The 21715-nt window shown below is 43.0% G+C and carries 19 protein-coding genes; 6 read left to right on the top strand and 13 right to left on the bottom strand.

Annotation, left to right across the window (positions count from 1 at the left end):
- Nucleotides 1-86 precede the first annotated feature (86 nt).
- Nucleotides 87-641 carry a TlpA family protein disulfide reductase gene (locus ACT3ID_RS13630; protein ID WP_491542604.1) on the bottom strand — a complete coding sequence of 185 codons (555 nt, stop codon included), beginning with the start codon at nt 639-641 and terminating at the stop codon, nt 87-89.
- 513 nt (nt 642-1154) lie between these two features.
- Between ACT3ID_RS13630 and ACT3ID_RS13625 the strand changes: the two genes are divergently transcribed.
- From ACT3ID_RS13625 to lhgO, 3 genes are all read left to right on the top strand, one after another.
- The gene (locus ACT3ID_RS13625; protein ID WP_491542603.1) at nt 1155-4148 is read left to right on the top strand and encodes a SusC/RagA family TonB-linked outer membrane protein; all 2994 of its coding nucleotides are present in this window, start codon (nt 1155-1157) and stop codon (nt 4146-4148) included.
- A gap of 31 nt (nt 4149-4179) precedes the next feature.
- Nucleotides 4180-5508, top strand: coding sequence for a RagB/SusD family nutrient uptake outer membrane protein (locus ACT3ID_RS13620; RefSeq protein WP_491542602.1), 1329 nt, complete (start codon nt 4180-4182; stop codon nt 5506-5508).
- Between the two features lie 122 nt (nt 5509-5630).
- The gene (gene lhgO / locus ACT3ID_RS13615; protein ID WP_491542601.1) at nt 5631-6833 is read left to right on the top strand and encodes an L-2-hydroxyglutarate oxidase; all 1203 of its coding nucleotides are present in this window, start codon (nt 5631-5633) and stop codon (nt 6831-6833) included.
- 274 nt (nt 6834-7107) lie between these two features.
- On the opposite strand, the gene ACT3ID_RS13610 is transcribed toward lhgO, so the two are convergent.
- Entirely contained in the window at nt 7108-7293 is a 186-nt protein-coding gene (locus ACT3ID_RS13610; RefSeq protein ID WP_491542600.1) for a hypothetical protein, read from the bottom strand.
- A gap of 199 nt (nt 7294-7492) precedes the next feature.
- Here ACT3ID_RS13610 and ACT3ID_RS13605 point away from each other — a divergent pair, with 199 nt between their 5' ends.
- Together ACT3ID_RS13605 and ACT3ID_RS13600 are read left to right on the top strand one after the other, a co-directional pair.
- Nucleotides 7493-10390: an FAD-binding and (Fe-S)-binding domain-containing protein gene (locus ACT3ID_RS13605; RefSeq protein ID WP_491542599.1), complete on the top strand. Its 2898-nt coding sequence runs from the start codon at nt 7493-7495 to the stop codon at nt 10388-10390.
- Nucleotides 10391-10799: 409 nt separating this feature from the next.
- Nucleotides 10800-11213, top strand: coding sequence for a cupredoxin domain-containing protein (locus ACT3ID_RS13600; protein ID WP_491542598.1), 414 nt, complete (start codon nt 10800-10802; stop codon nt 11211-11213).
- 17 nt (nt 11214-11230) lie between these two features.
- Here the strand turns inward: ACT3ID_RS13600 and ACT3ID_RS13595 are convergent, their stop codons facing one another.
- The 3 genes from ACT3ID_RS13595 to ACT3ID_RS13585 all read right to left on the bottom strand — a co-directional run bounded on the left by ACT3ID_RS13595 (nt 11231) and on the right by ACT3ID_RS13585 (nt 14050).
- Nucleotides 11231-11614 carry a rhodanese-like domain-containing protein gene (locus ACT3ID_RS13595; RefSeq protein ID WP_491542597.1) on the bottom strand — a complete coding sequence of 128 codons (384 nt, stop codon included), beginning with the start codon at nt 11612-11614 and terminating at the stop codon, nt 11231-11233.
- Between the two features lie 97 nt (nt 11615-11711).
- Entirely contained in the window at nt 11712-13424 is a 1713-nt protein-coding gene (gene recN / locus ACT3ID_RS13590) for a DNA repair protein RecN (protein ID WP_491542596.1), read from the bottom strand.
- A 317-nt stretch (nt 13425-13741) separates the two neighbouring features.
- A complete protein-coding gene (locus ACT3ID_RS13585) occupies nt 13742-14050 on the bottom strand; it encodes an endonuclease domain-containing protein (RefSeq protein WP_491542595.1) in 309 nt (102 codons plus the stop codon).
- Between the two features lie 276 nt (nt 14051-14326).
- On the opposite strand from ACT3ID_RS13585, the gene ACT3ID_RS13580 reads away from it, so the two are divergent.
- Entirely contained in the window at nt 14327-15340 is a 1014-nt protein-coding gene (locus ACT3ID_RS13580; protein WP_491542594.1) for an RluA family pseudouridine synthase, read from the top strand.
- Between the two features lie 18 nt (nt 15341-15358).
- Here the strand turns inward: ACT3ID_RS13580 and ACT3ID_RS13575 are convergent, their stop codons facing one another.
- The 8 genes from ACT3ID_RS13575 to ACT3ID_RS13540 are packed head-to-tail and all read right to left on the bottom strand — an operon-like array spanning nt 15359 to nt 21493.
- Nucleotides 15359-15820, bottom strand: coding sequence for an SRPBCC family protein (locus ACT3ID_RS13575; protein WP_491542833.1), 462 nt, complete (start codon nt 15818-15820; stop codon nt 15359-15361).
- 17 nt (nt 15821-15837) lie between these two features.
- On the bottom strand, nt 15838-16614 hold the full coding sequence (locus ACT3ID_RS13570) for a TspO-related membrane protein (RefSeq protein ID WP_491542593.1): 777 nt from the start codon (nt 16612-16614) through the stop codon (nt 15838-15840).
- Nucleotides 16611-17324 (bottom strand): lycopene cyclase domain-containing protein, encoded by a 714-nt coding sequence (locus ACT3ID_RS13565; RefSeq protein WP_491542592.1) that lies wholly within the window; start codon nt 17322-17324, stop codon nt 16611-16613. Before ACT3ID_RS13565 ends, ACT3ID_RS13570 begins: the two co-directional genes overlap by 4 nt.
- 1 nt (nt 17325) lies before the next feature.
- Entirely contained in the window at nt 17326-17790 is a 465-nt protein-coding gene (locus ACT3ID_RS13560; protein WP_491542591.1) for a sterol desaturase family protein, read from the bottom strand.
- Nucleotides 17791-17801: 11 nt separating this feature from the next.
- Nucleotides 17802-18266, bottom strand: a complete 465-nt coding sequence (locus ACT3ID_RS13555) for a hypothetical protein (protein ID WP_491542590.1) — start codon at nt 18264-18266, stop codon at nt 17802-17804.
- Nucleotides 18263-19099, bottom strand: coding sequence for a phytoene/squalene synthase family protein (locus tag ACT3ID_RS13550; RefSeq protein WP_491542589.1), 837 nt, complete (start codon nt 19097-19099; stop codon nt 18263-18265). Before ACT3ID_RS13550 ends, ACT3ID_RS13555 begins: the two co-directional genes overlap by 4 nt.
- Nucleotides 19083-20573: a bifunctional phytoene desaturase/3,4-desaturase gene (gene crtID, locus ACT3ID_RS13545; protein ID WP_491542588.1), complete on the bottom strand. Its 1491-nt coding sequence runs from the start codon at nt 20571-20573 to the stop codon at nt 19083-19085. The genes ACT3ID_RS13550 and crtID overlap by 17 nt, the downstream gene beginning before the upstream one ends.
- Nucleotides 20574-20617: 44 nt before the next feature.
- Nucleotides 20618-21493 carry a MerR family transcriptional regulator gene (locus ACT3ID_RS13540; RefSeq protein ID WP_491542587.1) on the bottom strand — a complete coding sequence of 292 codons (876 nt, stop codon included), beginning with the start codon at nt 21491-21493 and terminating at the stop codon, nt 20618-20620.
- Between the last annotated feature and the right edge of the window lie 222 nt (nt 21494-21715).

Below are 21715 nucleotides of genomic sequence, written 5' to 3'. Positions count from 1 at the left end.
ATCTTTGCTTTGTTCCTTTTTATGAAAGTTGATAAAAATACAATTTTTAACGAGTTAACTCAACAATCTGTTCATCAAAGTAATCGTTAGCTACTCTTATTGTTTTGAATAATTTCTTCAATTTTTTCATAGTCCTCATCGGGTCCGTAACTACCCATTGTTTCTTTAATAAATTTGCCTTCGGCATCCACAAATATTTTATAGGGAATTCCCTGAACTCCTAATTTGCGATGTAAATTATTGGAATCCATCAGGTACTGAAATTCGTAATTGTTTTCGTCAGCAAATGATTGAGCGTCTTCCCTCGTATCCGTAAAACCAGGTGTTACGGCAAGAACAACAAAATCATCGGGATAATCCTCCTGTAATTGCTGCAAGGTGGGAAAACTAGCCAAACACGGCTTGCACCACGTTTCCCAGAGATCAATCATCACTACTTTGCCTTTAAATTCTGAAATTGAAACTGTATCGCCTTCCAAATCCGTAAACGTTGCTTGCTCAACATACTCGGCTTTTGTGGATGGCTCAGATTGCGATTCGGCTTCTGATTCCTGAACCGTATCAGGTTCTTCAGATGAATTGCAGCCGATAAAGATTCCCGCAAGAAGAATAAGCAGAAATCCTTTATAAATATTACCCATAATAGATGAGAAGATTAATTGGTATTTGTTAGAATAACTCTTACTGACTTTTTCTTATTGCCACAAGTTAAAGAATTTTTTCTGAAGCTTTTTCATTCCTTCTGAAATCGTTCATCTATTTGAACTTCTCTATCTTTAACTTTTAAGGCCGAAAAGCATTTATAAAATTTGGCTTAAATTTTCCCCTAACGTATTTCAAGATTCCGGCAGCCTTCCTCTCGTTCAATGGATGCGATTAACGACGACAGACAACCGCAGCACAAACACCGCTCACAGCGGCAAAAATATAATTACCTTTCTTCCTAATTAAGAGGATTTTTGTAGTATATACTATGAGTTATAAACTAAATTAAATAAGGCTAAATAACTTATTTGTGAATATTTTTTAGTAAAAATATCAAAATATTTAACATTTTTCTGTTTTTTGTATCATTAACTAAAAAAATATTCTATTCAATTGGTTTTGGGATTAAATTATAAACTTACATTAACAGTAACCCTTAATCAATGGTTATGAATAATAGATACAAAACCCTGACTACACTGGCTATGCTGTTTTTTATTTCGCAAACAGCTATAGCACAGTTTACGGTATCCGGAACAATATTGGATGGACGTACCGGAGAAGAACTTGTGGGAGCAAATATTTTTCATGTTGAAACAAACACAGGTACAACATCAGATATCGATGGACGCTTTTCGATAGATCTTCCCGGCAGCGAGGCTGTGCTTCGCATCAGCTATGTCGGATATTTAACCCAAAATATTGATGTAAATGCAGATTCTGATAACATCACTATTGAGCTTTCAAATGATATTGCCAATTTGGAAGAAGTAATTGTTACAGGACTCGCTTCATCAGTAAAAAGAAGCAATCTGGCTAACGACGTCTCCTCTATTTCAGCTGAAGATCTCGCTGAATCGGTGACTCCTCAAACCCTTGACGGTGCACTGCAAGGTAAGTTAACGGGCGCTAACATCGTCCAGAATTCCGGGGCACCGGGTGGAGGTATCTCTATCAAATTGCGGGGAGTTACTACCATCACGGGCGCTTCCGAACCGCTCTATATAGTTGATGGCGTATATATGGACAACTCTGCTATCTCGAATGGAAGCAACAGTGTTACAGCGGCTTCAACCAGCGGAGTATTAGCTACCACTCAAGATAACGCGCCCAACAGAATTGCCGATCTGAATCCTGAAGACATCCAAAGTGTGGAAGTCCTTAAAGGAGCATCAGCTGCAGCTATCTATGGAGCTCGTGCCAATGCAGGTGTGGTTATAATCACCACGAAAAAAGGACAGTCGGGAAACACCCAGGTCAACCTTACCCAAGAGGTTGGATTCCAAAATATACTTAATTATGCAGGGACCAGAGATTTTACCGAAGAACGAGTAAGAGCTACATTTGGCGATGCTGAAGCCGAAGAGTTTCTGGAGGCTCAATCAGCCGGAAGGCTCACCAACTATGAAAAAGAAGTATATGGCGAAGATGGTCTTCTCCGAAATAGCCGGATCAGTCTTTCCGGGGGTGATGATGTCACCCAGTTCTTTATTGCCGGATCTCTGCAAGAAGAAGACGGTATAATTAGGAATACCGGGTTTGAACGCAACTCGATTCGCGCGAATATCGACCATAAACTTTCCAACATAGTGGATGTATCGCTTAACACCTTCTACGCAAATTCTCAAGATGCCCGCGGCCTGACGAATAATGATAACGCCGGTGTTTCTTACGGGGTGGCTCTATCTTCTACCCTCCCGTGGAAAAACCTGTTTCCTGATGAGAACGGAAACTATCCGAATAACCCAACGGCAGGATCCAACCCATTGCAGACGATAGCCCTTTCAAACGTTGAAGGCAGTACCAATCGGTTTACCGGTGGCGCTGACGTCAGATTTAATCTGCTACAAAAAGGCACCAGTCTCTTACAACTATCTCTCCGTGGTGGTGTTGACTACTATACCAATGAGACAGAGCTTTATTTCCCGGAAACATTGCAGTTTCAACAGGCCGGTGTTACGGCAACAAATGGTCTTTTCTCCCGCGGTAATAATACTCTGATGAATACAAACCTGTCGGCAATATTGCTGTTTAACTACCAGCTAAATACGCTGGGAATGACTTCACAGGCCGGCATTTCGCGGTTTCATTCCGATGAAGACCGGGAAACAACCCAGGCGATTAACCTGGTAGCCGGACAAGCCAACCTTGAACAGGCGGGTAACGTCAACGTATTCAATCGTATCCTGGAGCAGGAAGATATCGGCTACTTCTTTCAGCAGGAAGCCAACTGGAGAGATCAAATCATTGCCACGGCCGGTATCCGGCTTGATCAGTCTTCTCTGAATGGTGATCCGAATACCCTGTATGCCTTTCCGAAAGGTTCAGTAGCATTAAACCTGGCAAACTTTAACTTCTGGAATGTTGATCCTGTCAATCAGCTCAAACTTAGAGCTGCCTATGGTGAAGCCGGGGGTGTACCCTCTGCCAACCGGGTAAGTTTGCAACAGCCTAAATTCACTGTTCTGGGAGCTGCCAATATTGACGGAAACGCAGGTTCGGTTATCAGCAACACACGGGGCGATGAAACCATAAAACCGGAACGCTCCCGGGAATTCGAAACCGGTTTTGACCTGGGAGTTTTAGAGAGCCGAATCAACTTTGGTGCTACCTACTATTACAAGGAGGTAGACGATCTTATTCTTACTGCGGAAGTACCGCAATCGTCTGGTTTTAACTTCCAGAATACGAACGCCGGCACGTTGAAGAATGAAGGGTTTGAGCTGTCGCTGAATGTAACTCCTTTGCAATCAGATAAAATCGACTGGTCCTCTACGGTCAATTTTTGGCGTAACCGGGCTGAAATCACCAGTCTTGGTGTCCCCGCCTTTATTACCGGTGGATTCTCAACCGGACTTGGTGCCTTTAAAGTTGAAGAAGGGGAAGCACCTACTCAGATCGTAGGCCGGACCCCCGAATCACCCGGTACGGATGTAAAGCTGGGCGATGCCGAACCTGACTTCCAGATGTCATTCCTTAACAAAGTGGGCTTCCTGGAAAACTTTGAGTTTTCTATGCTGTGGCACTGGAAACAGGGCGGTGAAAATGTAAACCTGACAAACCTGCTGGCCGATTTTGGTGGTACTACATTCGATTATGATGATGACAGCAATGGAGATGACGTTACAAACTCTACGGAGCGAATCAATGCTTTCTTTTCCGGTAATAACACTGCCGTATTCATCGAAGATGCAGGGTATGTTAAACTACGTGAAATATCACTGTATTATACAGTACCAGTTACGTTAATCGATAAAATCCATTCCGGTATTCGAAACCTGAAGTTTGGTGTATCAGGACAAAACCTCCTGTTATTCACCGATTACACAGGATATGATCCGGAGGTTTCGAACTTCGGTAACAATGGGATTTCGACAGGTATAGACGTGGCTCCGTTCCCGTCTTCAAAACGATTCCTGTTTAATGTTTCGGTAGGTTTCTAACAAAATTTCAACCCATTATTTATATACAACTATGAATACTCTTAAAAATATATCGCGGGTTGTGATTTTGCTCATGGTATTTACCGCCTGCGACATTACCAACGATTTAGACCCAAACCGGCCCAGCCCGGAGGGATTCACGCAAAACCCGACATCCCAGCAGCTTAACTTGCTGGTAACCGGCACCCTTTCACAAATGCGCGTCGACCTGCCGATTTACATCGATGCAGTAGGCGTAGTTGGACGTGAGCACTACCGTTATTCAGGATCAGACCCGCGCTTCGTGGGCGACCTGCTCGGTGCCGGAGGTGGAACCCTTGACGACAATGCATTTTACACTACGCGAACCTATACCGGACGCTATGCATCAGTTAAGAACACAAACCTAATTATAGAGGGAGCCACAAATACTACCTCAGCCACTGTCACCGAAGAGGGACGGCAAGCTTTCCTAGGCTTTGCACATACTATACAAGCCTATGAATTGTTGATGGCACTGAATCAACAGTATGAAGGAGGCATTCGTACAGATGTTGCGGATCCTGACAACCTTGGTCCATTCGAAGATCACAGCACCGCACTGGGAACTATAGCCAATTTGCTTGACGAAGGTGCAGCTAATCTTGACAACGCCCGCTCAACCTGGCCTGTACTGCTGAGCAGTGGTTTCGCGGATTTCAACAGTGCCAATGGATTCCGTCAGTTCAACCGTGCACTAGCCGCTCGGGTGGCTGTGTATCGCGAGCAGTGGGATCAAGCGCTATCCATTCTCGATGAGTCATTCCTGGATTTAAATGGGGATCTGGATCTTGGTGCCTACCATAACTTTTCCGCCAATGCGGGAGACCTGCTGAACACTCTGTGGATCGCACCGAATTCCACCGGTGACCTCAGAACCGCTCATCCTGACTGGCTCGCCGATGCCGAAGCGGGTGATACACGTTTGGCAAACGCAGTAGAGCGAAGCGCTCCCTTTCAAAATGCGGATTTGACTTTCACACATGATGTTTTGGTTTATAAAACCAATGTTGATGATGTACCAATTATCCGCAATGGCGAACTGATCCTGATTTATGCTGAGGCACTTATTAACCGTAATACAGGATCTGATCTTTCTGATGCCGAGGATGCATTGAACGTCGTTCGAAATACTGCCGGTCTTCCGAATTACGGAGGTGTACAAAACCAAGAGGCATTACTAGATGAGATGTTGAACCAACGTCGCTACGAACTCTGGTTCGAAGGTCACCGTTGGGTGGATATGCGCCGCTACGGTCGGCTTGATGAGCTAGCAATCGACCGCCCCGGTGACATTGTCCATGAATCCTTCCCTCGTCCCTTTAATGAACAGGGCGTTTAAAGGATAATAGCACAATATTTTTGACATTTGAAAGGCCGGATCAATTTTCCGGCCTTTTTATTTATCCCTAGTCGCTGTTTTTGTATTTTAGGCGACTAATTTCAGGGATGAATGTAAATTACATGATGACTTACGATTTTATCATCGTCGGAGCCGGTATTGTTGGTCTTTCAACAGCATACAAACTTTCGCTGGCATACCCGGATACTGATATTCTCGTCCTCGAAAAAGAGGATCGGGTCGCTGCCCACCAAACGGGTAATAACTCCGGCGTAATACATTCCGGTATCTATTACAAACCCGAAAGTTACCGGGCTAAAAACTGTGTTGAAGGACGTCACCAGCTGGTGGAGTTTTGCGAGCAAAACAATGTAGATTATGAAATCTGCGGAAAAGTTATTGTCGCCACTGATGAAGAAGATATTCCACGGCTTGATAATATTTATGAAACAGGTAAAATCAACGAGATAGAGGGCATAAAGAAAATTGATCCACAAGAATTAAAAGAAATCGAGCCCTATGCCCGGGGCGTTAAAGCGATTCATGTGCCCTGCTCAGGCATTGTGGATTACATTGGCGTGTGCAAAAAGCTACGAGCTCTCATCGAAGAAAAAGGAAATCGTGTAGCATGTGGACAGGAGGTTGTTAATATAACCCAAAATGAAAGTGATCTATCTGTAAGGACAAAATCCGACTCCTTTTCAAGCCGGTATCTTATCAACTGCGCTGGACTGTATAGCGATCATGTCGCACAATCGGCGGGCGTCAATCCAGATATCCAAATTGTGCCCTTTCGGGGAGAATACTACGAATTGAAACCAGAGGTTGAACATTTTGTTAACGGATTGATTTATCCGATGCCCAATCCGGCATTTCCGTTTCTGGGCGTCCACTTTACAAAGATGGTCCGCGGGGCTGTAGAATGTGGACCCAATGCCGTTTTTGCCTTTAAGCGTGAGGGGTATGATAAATTCTCTTTTGACCTGGATGAAACGATCGAAACGCTCAACTTTCCGGGTTTTTACAATCTGGCGAAGAAGTACTGGAAAATGGGGCTGGACGAGTGGTACCGGTCGTTCTCTAAAAAAGCATTTGTAGAAAATCTGCAGGATCTCATCCCCGCTATTCGTCCGGCGCATTTAAAGCCATCACCATCGGGCGTGCGGGCTATGGCGCTGAAACCAGACGGAGAAATCCTGGACGACTTTCAATTTGAGGTGACTGAACATGAAATCCATGTGCTCAATGCACCAAGCCCTGCTGCCACGGCTGGATTAGCAATCGGTGATGAAATCCTGAAAAAATCCGAAGAGGCTTTTATGTAGTCGGTTATCAGGTAAAACCAAGATTCTCAGGCTAGAAGAACCCGTTACGCAGAGCGTAACAAACAAATCCCGACGCGGAGCATCGGGACGAGATAGTTGGTTGCTTTGTAATGAAGATAGCTCGAACGTAGAACCTGCCTTCGTTCCGATTTCTCGGAAACTACGCGCAGGCAGACATCGGGACGAGAAGATGATAGAAATAACAAATTAATCTCCTTCAGTCGCTCGGCGACTAAAACCAGAAGAATGCTCTATGTTCTCTGCTAAAATTATGTCAGAGCTTTTTATTTTTTGTGGCCGTAAAGCTGGACAGCCCCCAGATAATGAGAGCAATAACGGCAACAATTAAAAGGATGGCCGTCCAGAATCCCGCCTCAAAAATTCCTTCAATTAAATCGCAACCGGGCAGAAAAACAGTGACAGCCAATAGAAAAAGAATGATTGGATTTGGACTCTTCATAGTCTTTTGTATTTGATAAAGTTTGTACTACTGATTTTTTAAAACACTACTTGATCTGTTTTTATCCAACAGGTTATGTAATGTATTCCCTCCTATTAGTCTTAATCATACTTCATCTCATAAGTTCCAAACTCTTTCTCACATCGAAGCGATATTCTTATCTTGCAAAGGCACGGTAATATTGGTATATCTTCCACTTATGGAAATACAGACATCACCAGCCACTCCGGAAATTTACACTGACGAGCAAACACGACGTCTTTATGCTAACGACGCCTCCAGCTACGAAGAATTGCCGGAAGGCGTTGCCTTTCCTGCATCCAAAAAAGAGATCGTAAATTTGGTGCGTTGGGCACGTGAAAATCGGAAAAATATTATTGCTCGAGGTGCCGGCACCAGCCTTGCCGGACAGACGACAGGCAGCGGTATTGTTATGGATGTTGGACGGAATATGAATCAAATTATTGAACTCGATCCAACACATAAGTTTGCACGTGTACAACCAGGTGTTATCAGGGATTCGCTGAATCGTAAGGCCGACAAATATAATATGATGTTCGGTCCCGATACAGCTACTACCAGCCGCTGTATGATCGGCGGTATGATCGGAAACAACTCCTGCGGAATATTTTCGATTAAACATAAAACCACGCGAGAACACGTACTCGAAATTAATGCCGTATTGAGTGATGGTTCTTACGCCACCTTTAAACCCCTTACCAAAGATGAGCTAAATAAAAAAATGGAACTCGACACGCTTGAGGGACATATTTACCGTGAAACAATCTCTCTGATTCGGGAGCATCGAGAGCAGATTCTGGAAAATCATCCTCATCCCGAAATCATTCGCCGCAACACCGGATATGCCCTCGACCGCCTCTGTGAAATGCAGCCTTTTGATCCCAATGGAAGAAAGTTCAACATGGCCGAATTGCTCTGCGGCAGCGAAGGTACATTAGCAATGACCACAGAAGCAAAGGTGCGACTGGTGCCCCAGGATAAAGAATCAATTATACTTGCTCCTCATTTTTCGACAATACGAAAAGCGATGGAAGCGACGGTAGAAATCGTCAAAGAAGATCCGGCTGCCGTTGAACTAGTAGACCATATTATTCTGGATGCCACAAAAGGAAATATCGAGCAGCGCAAAAATCGATTTTTCCTCGACGGGGAACCGCACTGCATTTTAATTGTTCAGTTCGACGGCAATGACAAAAATCAGCTTGCCGACAAAGCCGAAAAACTGACGGATCGACTGGCGGAAATGGGACTCAGTGACTCTGTACCGCTCATTGCCGAGGACACAAAAATGGACCGTGTCTGGGAATTACGAAAAGCAGGGTTAGGTTTGCTCATGGGACTTGGTTCTGAGGGACGTACGCCGACCTTCAGCGAAGATACGGCCGTTCGCGTGCCCGATCTTCCTGATTATGTCGATGATTTTCAGAAAATACTGGATAAACACAACACCAACTGTGTGTTCTATGCCCACGCATCGGTCGGTGAGCTGCATCTGCGTCCGGTTATTAACCTTCAGAAGCCCAAAGAAATTGAGAAGATGAAAACGATGGCGGGCGAAATAGCCGATCTCGTCCGCAGTTACCGCGGCTCACTTTCCGGCGAACATGGTGACGGCCGTGCCCGTGCTCCCTATATCGAAAAAGTGCTGGGTTCAGAGATGATGCCTCTGCTCAAAAGAATGAAACAGATCTGGGATCCACAGAATATTTTTAATCCCGGTAAAATTATTGATCCAAAACCGATGGAAGCGGATCTGCGATATTCGCCCTCGTACCAGCGTCCAAAGGTTGACACTCATTTCAACTGGCGCAAAGAAGAAAGCTTTGCCGATGCCACCGAGCTCTGTAACGGAGCGGGAGCATGCCGAAAACTGGCAGAAAGCGGCGGCACCATGTGTCCCTCTTATATGGCTACCAAAGAGGAAAAAGACTCCACAAGGGGACGCGCTAATCTTTTCCGGCAACTGTTCTCGAATAGGCAGAAAGAGGCCTTCAAATCGGAAGAACTTAAAGACGCACTGGACCTGTGCCTAAGCTGCAAAGCATGCAAAAGTGAATGTCCCGCCAATGTAGATATGGCGCGCATGAAAGCCGAATTCTCCCAAGGATGGTACGAGGAACATGGCATTTCGCTGAGCGAGCGATTTTTCGGTCAGGCCGGCAAGCTGTATCCGCTGGCAAGTTTGTTGCCTAAATTTTCTAACTGGATGATGAAACAGCCAGTGACAAAAGAGTTGCTCCAGCAGTTTTTCGATATTGACAAACGACGTGATTTGCCGCGTTTTGCTGACGAAACCTTTATGGATTGGTATGAAAACTGTGGTAGTGAAATCCGCCCGACGGCGAAATCAGCCGCCGGACGGGAAATAGTGCTTCTGATTGATATCTTTACCAACTATCACGAGCCCGAAATTGGCAAAGCGGCAGTTCATTTTTTAGAATCCCAGGGCTACCGCGTAATCGCACCTGATTTTCACGAGGTCGGACGTCCGCAGATCTCAAAAGGAATGCTGGAACACGCTAAAAAAATCCTCGATCAAAACCTGCCGAAACTCAGCGGATTCGTGAGTCAGGATATCCCTGTTGTGGGATTGGAGCCTTCGGAAATTCTGACACTGCGCGATGAATATCTTGATCTCTGTGATGACGATCAATTACCTGATGCACAAAAAGTTGCCAAAAACAGCTTTACGTTCGAAGAGTTTGCCGCCAGTATTTTATCGGACCAAGCACCCGAATCCCCGGACAAACAGCAGGTATATGTTCATGAACACTGCCACGCAAAATCCCTGGTGGGAGAAAAACCCATCCAACAAGCGCTAGAAAATGCAGGCTATGAAGTACAGGTTCTTGACACCGGATGCTGTGGCATGGCGGGCAGCTTTGGCTATGAAGAAGACCATTATGACGTATCGATGGATATCGGAGAGCTTCGTTTATTCCCGATGCTACGGTCGCTTCCTGATGATGCCAAAATTTGCGCTCCCGGCTTTTCCTGTCGGCACCAAATCAAAGACGGAACCAATAAAACGGCCCTTCATCCGGCACAGCTTTTAGGCAGAATAGATGAGTATTAGATTATATCACCTCCATACCACTTTTTCCGTCCAAAGTTCTACTTATCTCAATCGAAGAACAACTGAAGAGAGATAATTAAACATCTTGTCCCGATGCTCTGCGTCGGGACCGGCTAGTTACGCTCAGCGTAAAATTTGCTTTGTTTACCCTAAAATAAGGAAGAGCAAAGGTGCTATAGTATTCCAAGTGAGAATAACCGGAAGCAGAGCTTCCAACCGTGCCGCAGCAGAGCTACGGCACGAGATAAAATTGTATCAACTGTATTATAAAACAGTCACAGAATCGAGTACTAGGAGAGACGATTCACCTAAGATTTTCATTCAGTTTACTTAAAACAGGCAACCCTTGACGTGTTATTATTGTATAGTCAGTTACAACATCAACAATCCCCAATAAAACTTGTCGGCTATGGATAAAAAGAAATTTTTTCAACTCATGCTGTCGATATTACTGATAACAGTGCTGGCAGTAACAGGATGTAATACAACAGGTTCTGACGAAGATGAGGATAACTCACCTTTCTTTAACAGTAGTACAATTGCACCGGGAGAAAGTTTCAGTTTTACCTTCGAGGATGAAGGAACTGTAGAATATTATTGTGAAATCCATGCACCCGATATGCAGGGTGAAATCGTAGTAGATTCTGGAGTCGAGGCAGTTGAGCGCGATACTGTAATTATGGAAGGCAATCAGTTCCAGCCGCGTTCGCTCTCAGTTGCACCCGATACCGAGGTAATATGGATCAATAATGAGGATCATGATCATGATATACGAAGCGGCAACCCATCTTCTGGCAGTAACGGTGGCGGCGGAGGATATTAAACTAATTTATCGATCGTTCATTCTTCATTTTTTTCGATGGGATATCCTGCTTCAATCCACGACCGGTACCCTCCGGCCAGTGACTTGACGTTGTGATATCCCATCTTCTGAAGATTATCTGCTGCCAGTGCCGAGCGGAATCCACCGCCGCAATAGAGCACAAGCTCTTCATCGGTGTTGGGATATTCCTGTTCTATATCGCGTTCTATAACCCCTCTTCCCAGATATTTGGCGCCGGTGATGTGAGAGTCTTCCCACTCGTCTTGCTCCCGCACATCCAGCAGAACGAAATCGTCATCACTATCCATCTTTTTCTTCACTTCATCCGGAGTAATTTCTTCAATCCGATTTTTTGCATCATCAACAAGCGTCACAAATCGATCTGAATGTTCTCTTCCCATAACTAATTATTTTAGGCCACTGATTTCGCACAGATTTGAAACAGATGAGTTGATGTAAGGCTCTGGATAGTCGATTCTGATCTGTTTAAATCTGTGGCTAATTCTTAAACCTATTCTTATTAATCAATTCTTGGGCACTTTCCAGAGCCGCATCCGTGATATCCTCTCCACTCATCAGCGTAGCGACTTCTGTCACGTGCTCATTTTCATTTAATGGAATTATCCGTGATACCGTTCGACCGTTTGACTCCACTTTCTTCACTTTGTAATGCTTGTGTGCCTGGCTCGCTATTTGCGGCTGATGGGTGATAGCTACAATCTGGCACTTTTCGGAAAGCCGCCGCATTGAGCGACCTACCTTTTCCGAAATTTCTCCGCTGATACCAGTATCGATCTCATCGAAAATCATTACAGGAAGGCTCTGATCACGTGCAATAATCGTTTTCAGTGCCAGCATCACGCGGCTGATTTCACCGCCGGATGCGATCTTGGCCAGCGGCTTTGGCTCCTCGCCTTTATTGGTCGAAATATACAGACTGATTTCATCCCCGCCATACTGATCGCAAATTACCGGCTGTCCCTCTATTGATATCCATCCCTGATTCTCAGATGTCACCATCCAGTCCACTCGCACTTCAAAATCGGCATTTGGGATCCCAAGCTTGTTAAGTTCACCTTCAATCTGGCGGCTTAAATGTTCACCAACTTCTTCGCGCGTTTCGTGTAAATCTTTGGCTTTTTGAGCCAGCTCCCGGGCTTTGTCATCCAGTTTGCTTTCCAGCTGTTCAATCTCGAAATCAAAATTTTCAGCCAGATTCAGCTCTTTTTTAATTTCGTGCAGATATTCAATCAGCTCCGGAATACTCCGTTGATATTTTTTCTGCAAACTATTTAGTTCATTCTGCCGCTGACGCAGTTTATCCAGCCGATTGGGATTAAACTCAATCTGACTGCGATAGCGCTCGGCAAACTGTACTGCTTCCTGAATACTGATGCGCGCCGATGTTATTTCCTCCAGATAGCCCTTAAATTCAGGTTCAATACGTGCGATATCCTCCAAATGCAACTTCATCTGATTCAGCAACTGAATCACATTAATCTCATCGGCATCACCAAGCTTGACTACCGCCGCGGCTTTTTGATCGAGCTCCTCGGCATTATCAAGCAGGTGCATCTCTTCTTCGAGCTCGTCCTCCTCGTTAGGATCCAGCTCGGCATCCTCCAGCTCCTGTACCTGGAATCGATAAAGTTCTACTTTCTCCTGCAGTTCCTGCTCACGTTTTCGCAGCTCTTTTAACTCCTTACGGAGATCAACCATTTCATAATACGTTTGACGGTATGCTTTCAAGACAGGAGCAACCTTCTCAAAACCATCTACAACACTACAATGGTTCTCTTCCTTGAGCAGCATCTGATGATCGTGCTGTCCATGCAGATCGACCAAGTAATTTCCTACCTCCCGGAGCACACCTATTGTCACAGGCGTATCGTTAATAAAAGCCCGACTGCCCGAATCGCGAATTTCGCGCCGGAGGATCAGTTCGGTTCGCAGCTCAACAGCATTTTCTTCAAGGATTTTATTGATCTCTTCTTTCTCACCAATATCAATGATTGCTTCTGTAATTGCTTTACTTGCCCCCTGACGAATCACTTCGGTATCAGCGCGTTCACCCAGTATCATTTTGAGGGCGCCGATAATAATCGATTTACCGGCACCGGTCTGACCTGTGAGAATGTTCAGGCCTTGCTGGAATGAAACCTCGAGTTCATCGATAAGCGCAAAGTCTTTGATATATAATGATTGTATCATAACCGCCTGATTTGATTAGAACCAAAAGTAATAAAAATTTGAACACGGATTAACGTTAAGGCTATTTTAATATAAAACCTTGCAAATACAACCCTCCCGCTTCGCGGACTCCCTTTTTTAAGGGAGAATAACCGTGCTCAGCATTTACCAATTTTAAATAGACCTTCTATTCTTGCAGTACAGTCCCACAACAGTGACTGAGCTAGCATCTTTTCACAGCTCAGATAATTCCCCCTTAGCAAAGGGAGATTAAGGGGGTTGTTCATCATTCATTGATCTTTATCCAGTTATAAATACTGTGAAGTACATTTCTCATATCACTCTTTACCTCTCTCTGTATCATCAAAGCGTAACACTGTTAATCCTAAATTCTCAAGCCATTCCTGTCTCTCAATATCTTCGGTTAATTTATATTGATGAGTTTCCCCATCTATTTCTATAATTAGCTTTAATTTATTGCAATAGAAATCTACAATATAATTTCCAATAGGCTTCTGGCGCATAAATTGATAACCGCACATTTGTCTTTTCTTAAGGTTATTCCATAACAATACCTCAGCCAATGTACTGTTATTTCTCAAATTGCGAGACAGTTGTTTGAGCTTTGGATTGTAATAAATTTTCATTGTTCTTTTTTTTCTGATCATGGATTCTCTATTCCAAAAAATAACCTGTGACAACCAGTTTTACCTGCGTACATCCGTGTTCTATTCTAACTACAAAAAATAAAAAAGGCCCCCGCTTTTTTTAACGGGAGCCTAATTTTAACTACGCCTTCAAGGTATCTATCTTAATGAACAGTCACTAGTAAGACCCTTAAAGAAGCCAATCCTTACAAAAAAATTTTAGAAATTTTGTAAATTTCTTTTTGAAGCAATTCAAATCCCCATTTAAACCCTCTGATGACCGATTTAAACTCCAGTAAATTTGAAGAATTTCATTTTAAAGTTTCAGATGATGAGACAAGCGGCACGCGCCTCGATAAATATCTTGCTTCCAAAATCGAGGATACCTCCCGTACCAAAATTCAGGAAGCTATCGACGGTGGACATGTAGTAGTCAATGGAGATCCTAAAAAATCATCCTACAATATCGAGCCGGGTGATGTGATCGATGTTCGCCTTCCGATTCCTCAGCCGCCCGAAGTTAAACCCGAGAAAATTCCGCTGGATATTGTTTACGAGGATGACGACTTGCTCGTTGTCAATAAAACTGCCAATATGGTTGTGCATCCTGCCTATGGCAATTGGGATGGAACGCTTGTCAATGCACTGATGTGGCACACTGATGAACTTTCAGGTGATGATGAAACACTCAGACCCGGGATTGTCCATCGGCTGGATAAAAACACCAGCGGACTTCTCGTCGTTGCAAAAAACAACAAAACTCACCGTATTTTGAGCGATTATTTTCGCACAAAAGACATTGAACGCACCTACTGGGCAGTGGTTTGGGGCAGACCTGATAAAAAGCAGGGGACCATTACCGGGGCCATCGGCCGGGATCCCCATAACAGAAAACGTATGGCTGTGGTACCTGAAGAAGATGGGAAAGAAGCCATAACCCACTACAGAGTGCTAGAATATTTTGATCATCTGTCTTTGCTTGAACTTAAACTTGAAACGGGTCGCACGCACCAGATCCGGGTTCACCTGGCCGACAATAACCTTTGGGTTTTCGGGGATAAAAAATATGGCGGCGATTCTGTTCGCTATGGAGCAAACACGGGAAGCCGCAAGCAGATGTTTAACAACCTCTTCAAATCATTGCAGCGACAGTGCCTGCACGCCAAAACACTGGGATTTGAGCATCCGGCGACGGGAGAGATGGTCGAGTTTGATTCAGATCTGCCGGGCGATTTCCAACAGGTATTGGGCATGCTGCGGCAAAATTGTCAACCCGAACATATCTATTAGCAACAGTAAAACTCCTGCTCAAAAAGAACCAAAAAGTGATTCCAATTTATCCCTTCGGTATGAAAAAATTTGATCCAGTTTGGGTTTAACAATTAGTTTATGGATTATCTTCCCTAATGATCCATAAGGAAGTTTATAATCAACTTTGTCTTCGATCTCGACGCCACCGGAAGTCTGCTTAAAAAAGTGTTTGTGATGCCAAAATGAATATGGTCCGATTCGCTGTTCATCCACAAAATATTCTTTTTCAATGACATGAGTGATTTCGGTAATCCATTCCATTTTAATTCCAGCTATCGGAGTAACTACATATTCAATAATTTGTCCCGGAAACATTTTTTGATCACCACCCGATACAATATCAAAACGCATATAATCAGGGGTCATTGTTTTTAAATTCCCGGGGTCTGAAAAGAACTCCCATGCTTCATCCAAACTGACAGGAATTTTCTGTTTTTGGTGAATCTGGTACAATTTAATAACTGGTTTATCATGATTTACAGTTTCAATGGAAAGCTTTTTCGGTTGATGAAAGCGTGAATTCCACTGCTAACGAACAATACCGCAGCTACGGTAAAGGCTGTATAAGCAATGATTTGCACTTCCCCCCAATTGGCAATACCAATGGCAATTAGAGCCCACACTCCGACCAGCGCAAATTCGCGCATATTCCTGATCCAGGTTATGCTTAGGTTTATGACTCCCGCTACCAAGATCATAATAACAGTCCAGCTAACTTCCGATATCCCAAAGCCCTGCCACCCTATTTTGGTAAAGTAAGCGGCAACGTTAGCAATTAAAGCCACCGTAATCCATCCCGAATAGAGTGAAAAGGGCCACCACACAAAAGCTATTTTCTGCAGCGGAGCATCTTCTAACTCCATATTGGTCCCGATAATAATTCTGATAAGTGCAAAAAGGAGAAAAGCCATGATCAACACAGATAACCCAGTAAATTCATACAGCCAGGTTAATATCCAGAGAATATTTGCAAGACAGGAAATAACAAACCACCAACCTACCTGAAATACTGTTTCTTCATTTCCTTTCTTTCCCAAAAGGCTGCGTCCCTGATAAATTACGAAAGCCAGTACTCCGAGATAAATAAGAGTCCAGATTGAAAAAGCGTATCCTGCGGGAGTAAAATAATTTTGATACTGGTCAGCAACACCGCCAATCGTGTTTCCATTGAAAATACCGGTTGTGGAGAGATAATTAATAACTATTACTAAAATAAGCGCTATACCATTACTTATTTGCAGTGTTCCTTTCATACCACAGTCACCGAGTGATCCTTTGTCGACTTTCGATTAAGCAAGGCACAGTAGATCAATAAATTCATCAGTATCAATCCCATTCCGTAAAAAACGTCTTCCATCGGTATCGTCAGCAGCCTGATTCCGATAATTTCCATTTCGTTGTACCAGACAACCGGTTCATCCAAACCCAATCCTGTTAATATTCCATTTACGATGAAAAAAGGTATAAGTAAGAGTGTATAGACCATGTAAAAACTGCCGAGCCAACTTACCCCGAAGAAGTATTGGGCCAGACCCAGCATAATTGCCAGACTTGTAAAAGTAATTACCGTATAGATTTTCTGATGGAAGACAACCGCTGTACAAATTAGCAGTAGTATGAGACCGGCAGTAATTTTCGTTTCTGTCTTCTTTGAAAATGGATTTTCCCGGAAAAGAGTCAGGCAATAAAATGTAAACACGCAGGCATAGGGAATACACAGAAAAAACAGAACCTCTTCTACCGGCAGATTTGCGATATCAATTCCGATCAGATACTGTTCATTAAATCTCCATACTCCCAAGCTGGTGAACCAGATATCCCAGCCGATAAAACAAATACCCGTTATAATTACAGCCGGAAAAAAAGCATACCATGTTTTATGAAATTGCAGTTTGGGATGAAAGGAATAAGCAAACGGAATGACGACGGTGAATAAATTGATCAGCAGGTATGTGTATGTCACTCTATCTGTTTTTTTGCTCTATATAATATTTATAAGGCATCCAAAGCAGACCAAAACATTCACCGTCTTCTTTTTGGAGCTGTTTATGGTGAACTTTATGTGCTTTTCGAATCGCTTTTAAATAAGTGATATCGGTCCGTGAAAAAATTTTTAATCGGCGGTGAATAAAGATATCATGCACCAGGAAATAGGCAAGTCCGTAGATGGTTATGCCAAGTCCGATCCAAAAAAGAAAATTATAATCGTTTTGCATACCGATAAACAAAGCTGTAATTCCCGGCAGTGCAAAAATCAAAAAGAAGAAATCATTGTGCTCAAACCATCCCTTCGACTCTTTCTTGTGATGATCTTTATGCAATATCCACAATGGACCGTGCATGATATATTTATGAGTGAACCAGGCAATCGCTTCCATACTTAAGAAAGCTGCAAGTAAAAAAGCTGCATTGACAATTATGTTTTCCATGGCTAATCCGTTTATTTTGTTTTCAACTGTGAACTGATCAATTCTTTAAGGGTGTCATCGGCTGAATCACCGGATTGTAGTAAAAAATCCTTGTCGGCTGAAATGTGGTCATTATATCCTAAAAAAGATGGAGCATTAGTCTGGGCCGCATATCTTAAAAAGCGCAATTCCACATTTACACTGTCAGCCTCAATAGCTTTTTCAAGCATATTCTTACCATTTTCGAAATAGGATAACTTAGCAAAAGGATTGGCAACATGTTTCGCCATCATCATGGTTGCACTTCCTTTATAACCTAACAAAAGTGGATTCCCTGTAGTATCCTCAGATCCTATCAGTTTGTTAAGATTCTTACAGGCTTCTTTCTCCGTTGCTGCTTTCTGATAAAGAGTCCTCACCTTATTCATAAAATCGTTTTGTGCATAACAACTTGTACCGCAAAAGAGCAGTAAGCAAACCAGCATGGCTTTCTTCATATCCAATTTAGTTTATATTGCAAAAAGCTATTGAGCATCAGTCCAAACTTTTTCCCATTGTTGATTCTTACCCGCTCATTCATAATTTGGCTGGCCGGCAGTTTCTTTATCTTCCTAAATAGAGACCGGTAAGTCACATAAGCGAGATAAACGCCCCCTCTTGATGAGGCCGGAAGATGACGGATACCTTGCAATGCTATATCAAAATCATCTTCAATTTCTTCTTCGATCTGTCTTTTTGAGTGATCACTGAAGTTTGTCAGATCCACATTGGGGAAATATACCCTTCCCAAAATATGATAATCCTCTCTTAAGTCTCTCAAAAAGTTCACTTTCTGAAAAGCCGCCCCCAGCTTCATGGCATATGGCTTAAGTTCTTCATATTTCTTTTGATCACCTTCAGTAAAAACATACAGACACATCAACCCTACTACTTCCGCAGATCCAAATATATATTTCTGATATTGTTTGGAAGAGTAATTAATCTTTTCCAGATCCATTTCCATACTTTGAAAGAAAGCTTCAATCAAATCCTGCTCGATATTGAAGCGATGAACGGTCTGCTGGAAAGCATTTAATATCGGGTTCGTTGATATGCCACTTTCAATAGCCTCATATGTTTCTTCTTTAAACTTTGTAAGCAAATATTTTTTGTCATATCCCTCAAAACTGTCCACAATTTCATCAGCCAGTCGTACAAACCCGTAGATCGAGTAGATATGATCTCTCAGACGATCATGTAAAAAGTAAATTCCCAGAGAAAAACTTGTGCTATAAGTCCGGGTTACTTTTTTACTAACGTTCCACGACAAATTATCAAATAGCTGCTTCATGCTCTCTGCTCCTTAAAAATTTTAGCAACTGTTTCGAAGCGATTTTACCGGAGATCAGCGCCGGCGGTACACCGGGTCCGGGTACGGTAAGTTGTCCTGCATATAAGAGGTTATCGATTTTTTTATTTCTGATTTTAGGTTTCATTATTGCCGTTTGCTTTAACGTATTCGCGAGGCCGTAGGCATTGCCTTTATACGAATGGTAATCATGGATAAAATCACTGACGCAATAGCTTTGTTTAAAATCGATATGTTGAGTAATGGATGCCCCAATGTGTTTTTCCAGACGACTTATCATAATCTGAAAATAATTTTCACGGATAGCCTCATCATCTTCTAATCCGGGAGCAATGGGCATCAGAAGAAATAAATTCTCATGTCCTTCAGGAGAAACAGTATCGTCCGTACCTGAAGGACAGCATACATAAAAGAGAGGGTTCGAGGGCCATTGCGCATCTTGATAAATTTCCCTGGAATGCTGAAGCAAATCCGCTTCAAAAAACAACGTGTGATGCTGCAGGGACGTTATTTTTTTCGAAATTCCCAGATAAAAAATCAGACTGGATGGAGCAAAAGTCTTTTTTTCCCAGTAATCTTCATCGTAATTACGATATGAATCGGGAAGCAGCTGACTCTCAACATGATGGTAATCGGCGGTAGCAACTACAGCATCAGACTTCTTCTTCTCCCCATTGACAATAAGTCCTTTCACTTCTTGATCCTCTACCATAATGCTGTCCACACCAGCGTTAAACTCAAATATTGCACCTCTCTCTTCAGCTACTTTCATAACACCTTCCACTACTTTCTTAAACCCCCCTTTGGGATACCACGTTCCGAGCTTTAAACCGGCATAATTCATCAAGCTATACAAAGCCGGAGTTTCCTGGGGCATACCGCCCAAAAACAGGACCGGAAACTCCATCAGGGCTATTAATTTGGGATCAGAAAAATAATCGCGAACATGCTTGCTGAACGAGGAAAACATATCCATGCGTAAAGCTTTTTTTAATAAACCTGCATCTACAAACTCAGAAATGGAGAGTCCGGGCTTATAAGCCATTTCCTTCATTCCTTTTTTGTATTTGTATTCGGCTTCACGCATAAACTCTCTCAACTTCACCGAACTTCCTTTTTCAATGGAATCAAATAACTTACACAAATCATGGAAATCCGATGGTACTTTAATGTGATCATCATCAAAAACCATATCAAAAGAGGGATCGAGCAGTTTCAGCTCATAAAAGTCTGAAGGGCTGTATCCGAAATCGTTGAAGAATTGCTCGAAAATATCGGGCATCCAGTACCAGCTGGGTCCCATATCAAAAACATAGCCCTCTGATTTTAACTGCCGGGCGCGGCCACCTGCCGTGGCATTCTTTTCATATACCGTTACTTCATGGCCTTCAGCTGATAAATAAGCGGCAGCACTTAAACCGGCAAAACCGGCACCTATTACTGATATAGAAGACATATACACATTGTTTAAATATTTATCACCAATACTTAAACAAATAATTACAGCAATAGTTCCAAATCTTTTGCTGATTTCAACCAATTAATCCATTTCCGGTCCTCTAATTGATCAATCAGCTCCTGTTTCCCGGAAATATATACTTTGGGGGTACCAATGAGTTCACCTAATTGGTCCAGATAGGCCTCAGCACTCTCCGGAAGATAGTTGTGCACTAAAAATAAAAGCAGATTAGCGGGTTTGGTATCTTTAACAGCAGTTTCAACTGATTGCAACGGCACATTACCACCAAGGTAAACAACTTTTTGTCCCGAATAACGAATGAGATAATGAGCAAACAACAAACCGATTTCATGATACTCATCTTCCGGAAGAAACAACAACCAGGTATTCGATCCAGTTGCTGGCGGCGGCAGTGAATCAATTGCTGTAAATAATTTCTGACGAATTAAGTTACTGATAAAATGTTCGTGGGCCGGCGGCAACTGGTTGCTGGTCCACATTAATCCGAGCCGCAATAAGACAGGATATATAACCTGAGTATAGGTTTCCTTCAGTCCGTACCGGAGCACACAGTGAGAAAATGTTTTATCAAAATGAGATACATCATAACCCATTCCTGCCGATATCAGCTGTCTTACGAAATATGCCTCCTGTTCATTGACCGGAATATCTTCTTGTTTATCGATTAATCGGAACAACTTATCATCCGACATGACACATAATTCCGAAACCTTATAACCGGTATCTTTAAGACTTGCGATATTCAGCAGTCGGCGAAGTTGTGAATTGTTATAATAGCGGGTGTTCCCCTCCGACCGATCTGGTTCGACTACATTATACCTTTTCTCCCACATACGGATAGTATGAGGCTTAACACCGGTAAACTCGGCGACTTGGGATATGGTAAATGAGTCCATTGACTTGTTCAATTTTTATAAAAAATAATTAAACATATATTGTGATCCAATCCCGAAAAAATCATTACAGAACCATCAAAATAATGGAGGCTGTCAAAAAAGGTTCTGATAGCATTTAAGTTCTTGCCAATCCAGACGCAGGGTGTCTATGGGAAGTTCCACCGCGGAAGATCGGACGGAACAAGATGGAAACCACCTATGTCATGCTGCCCGAAAGCCTTC

This window comes from Fodinibius sp. GM108 (assembly GCF_058386985.1).
This window is presented reverse-complemented; position numbering and strand designations above follow the sequence as displayed.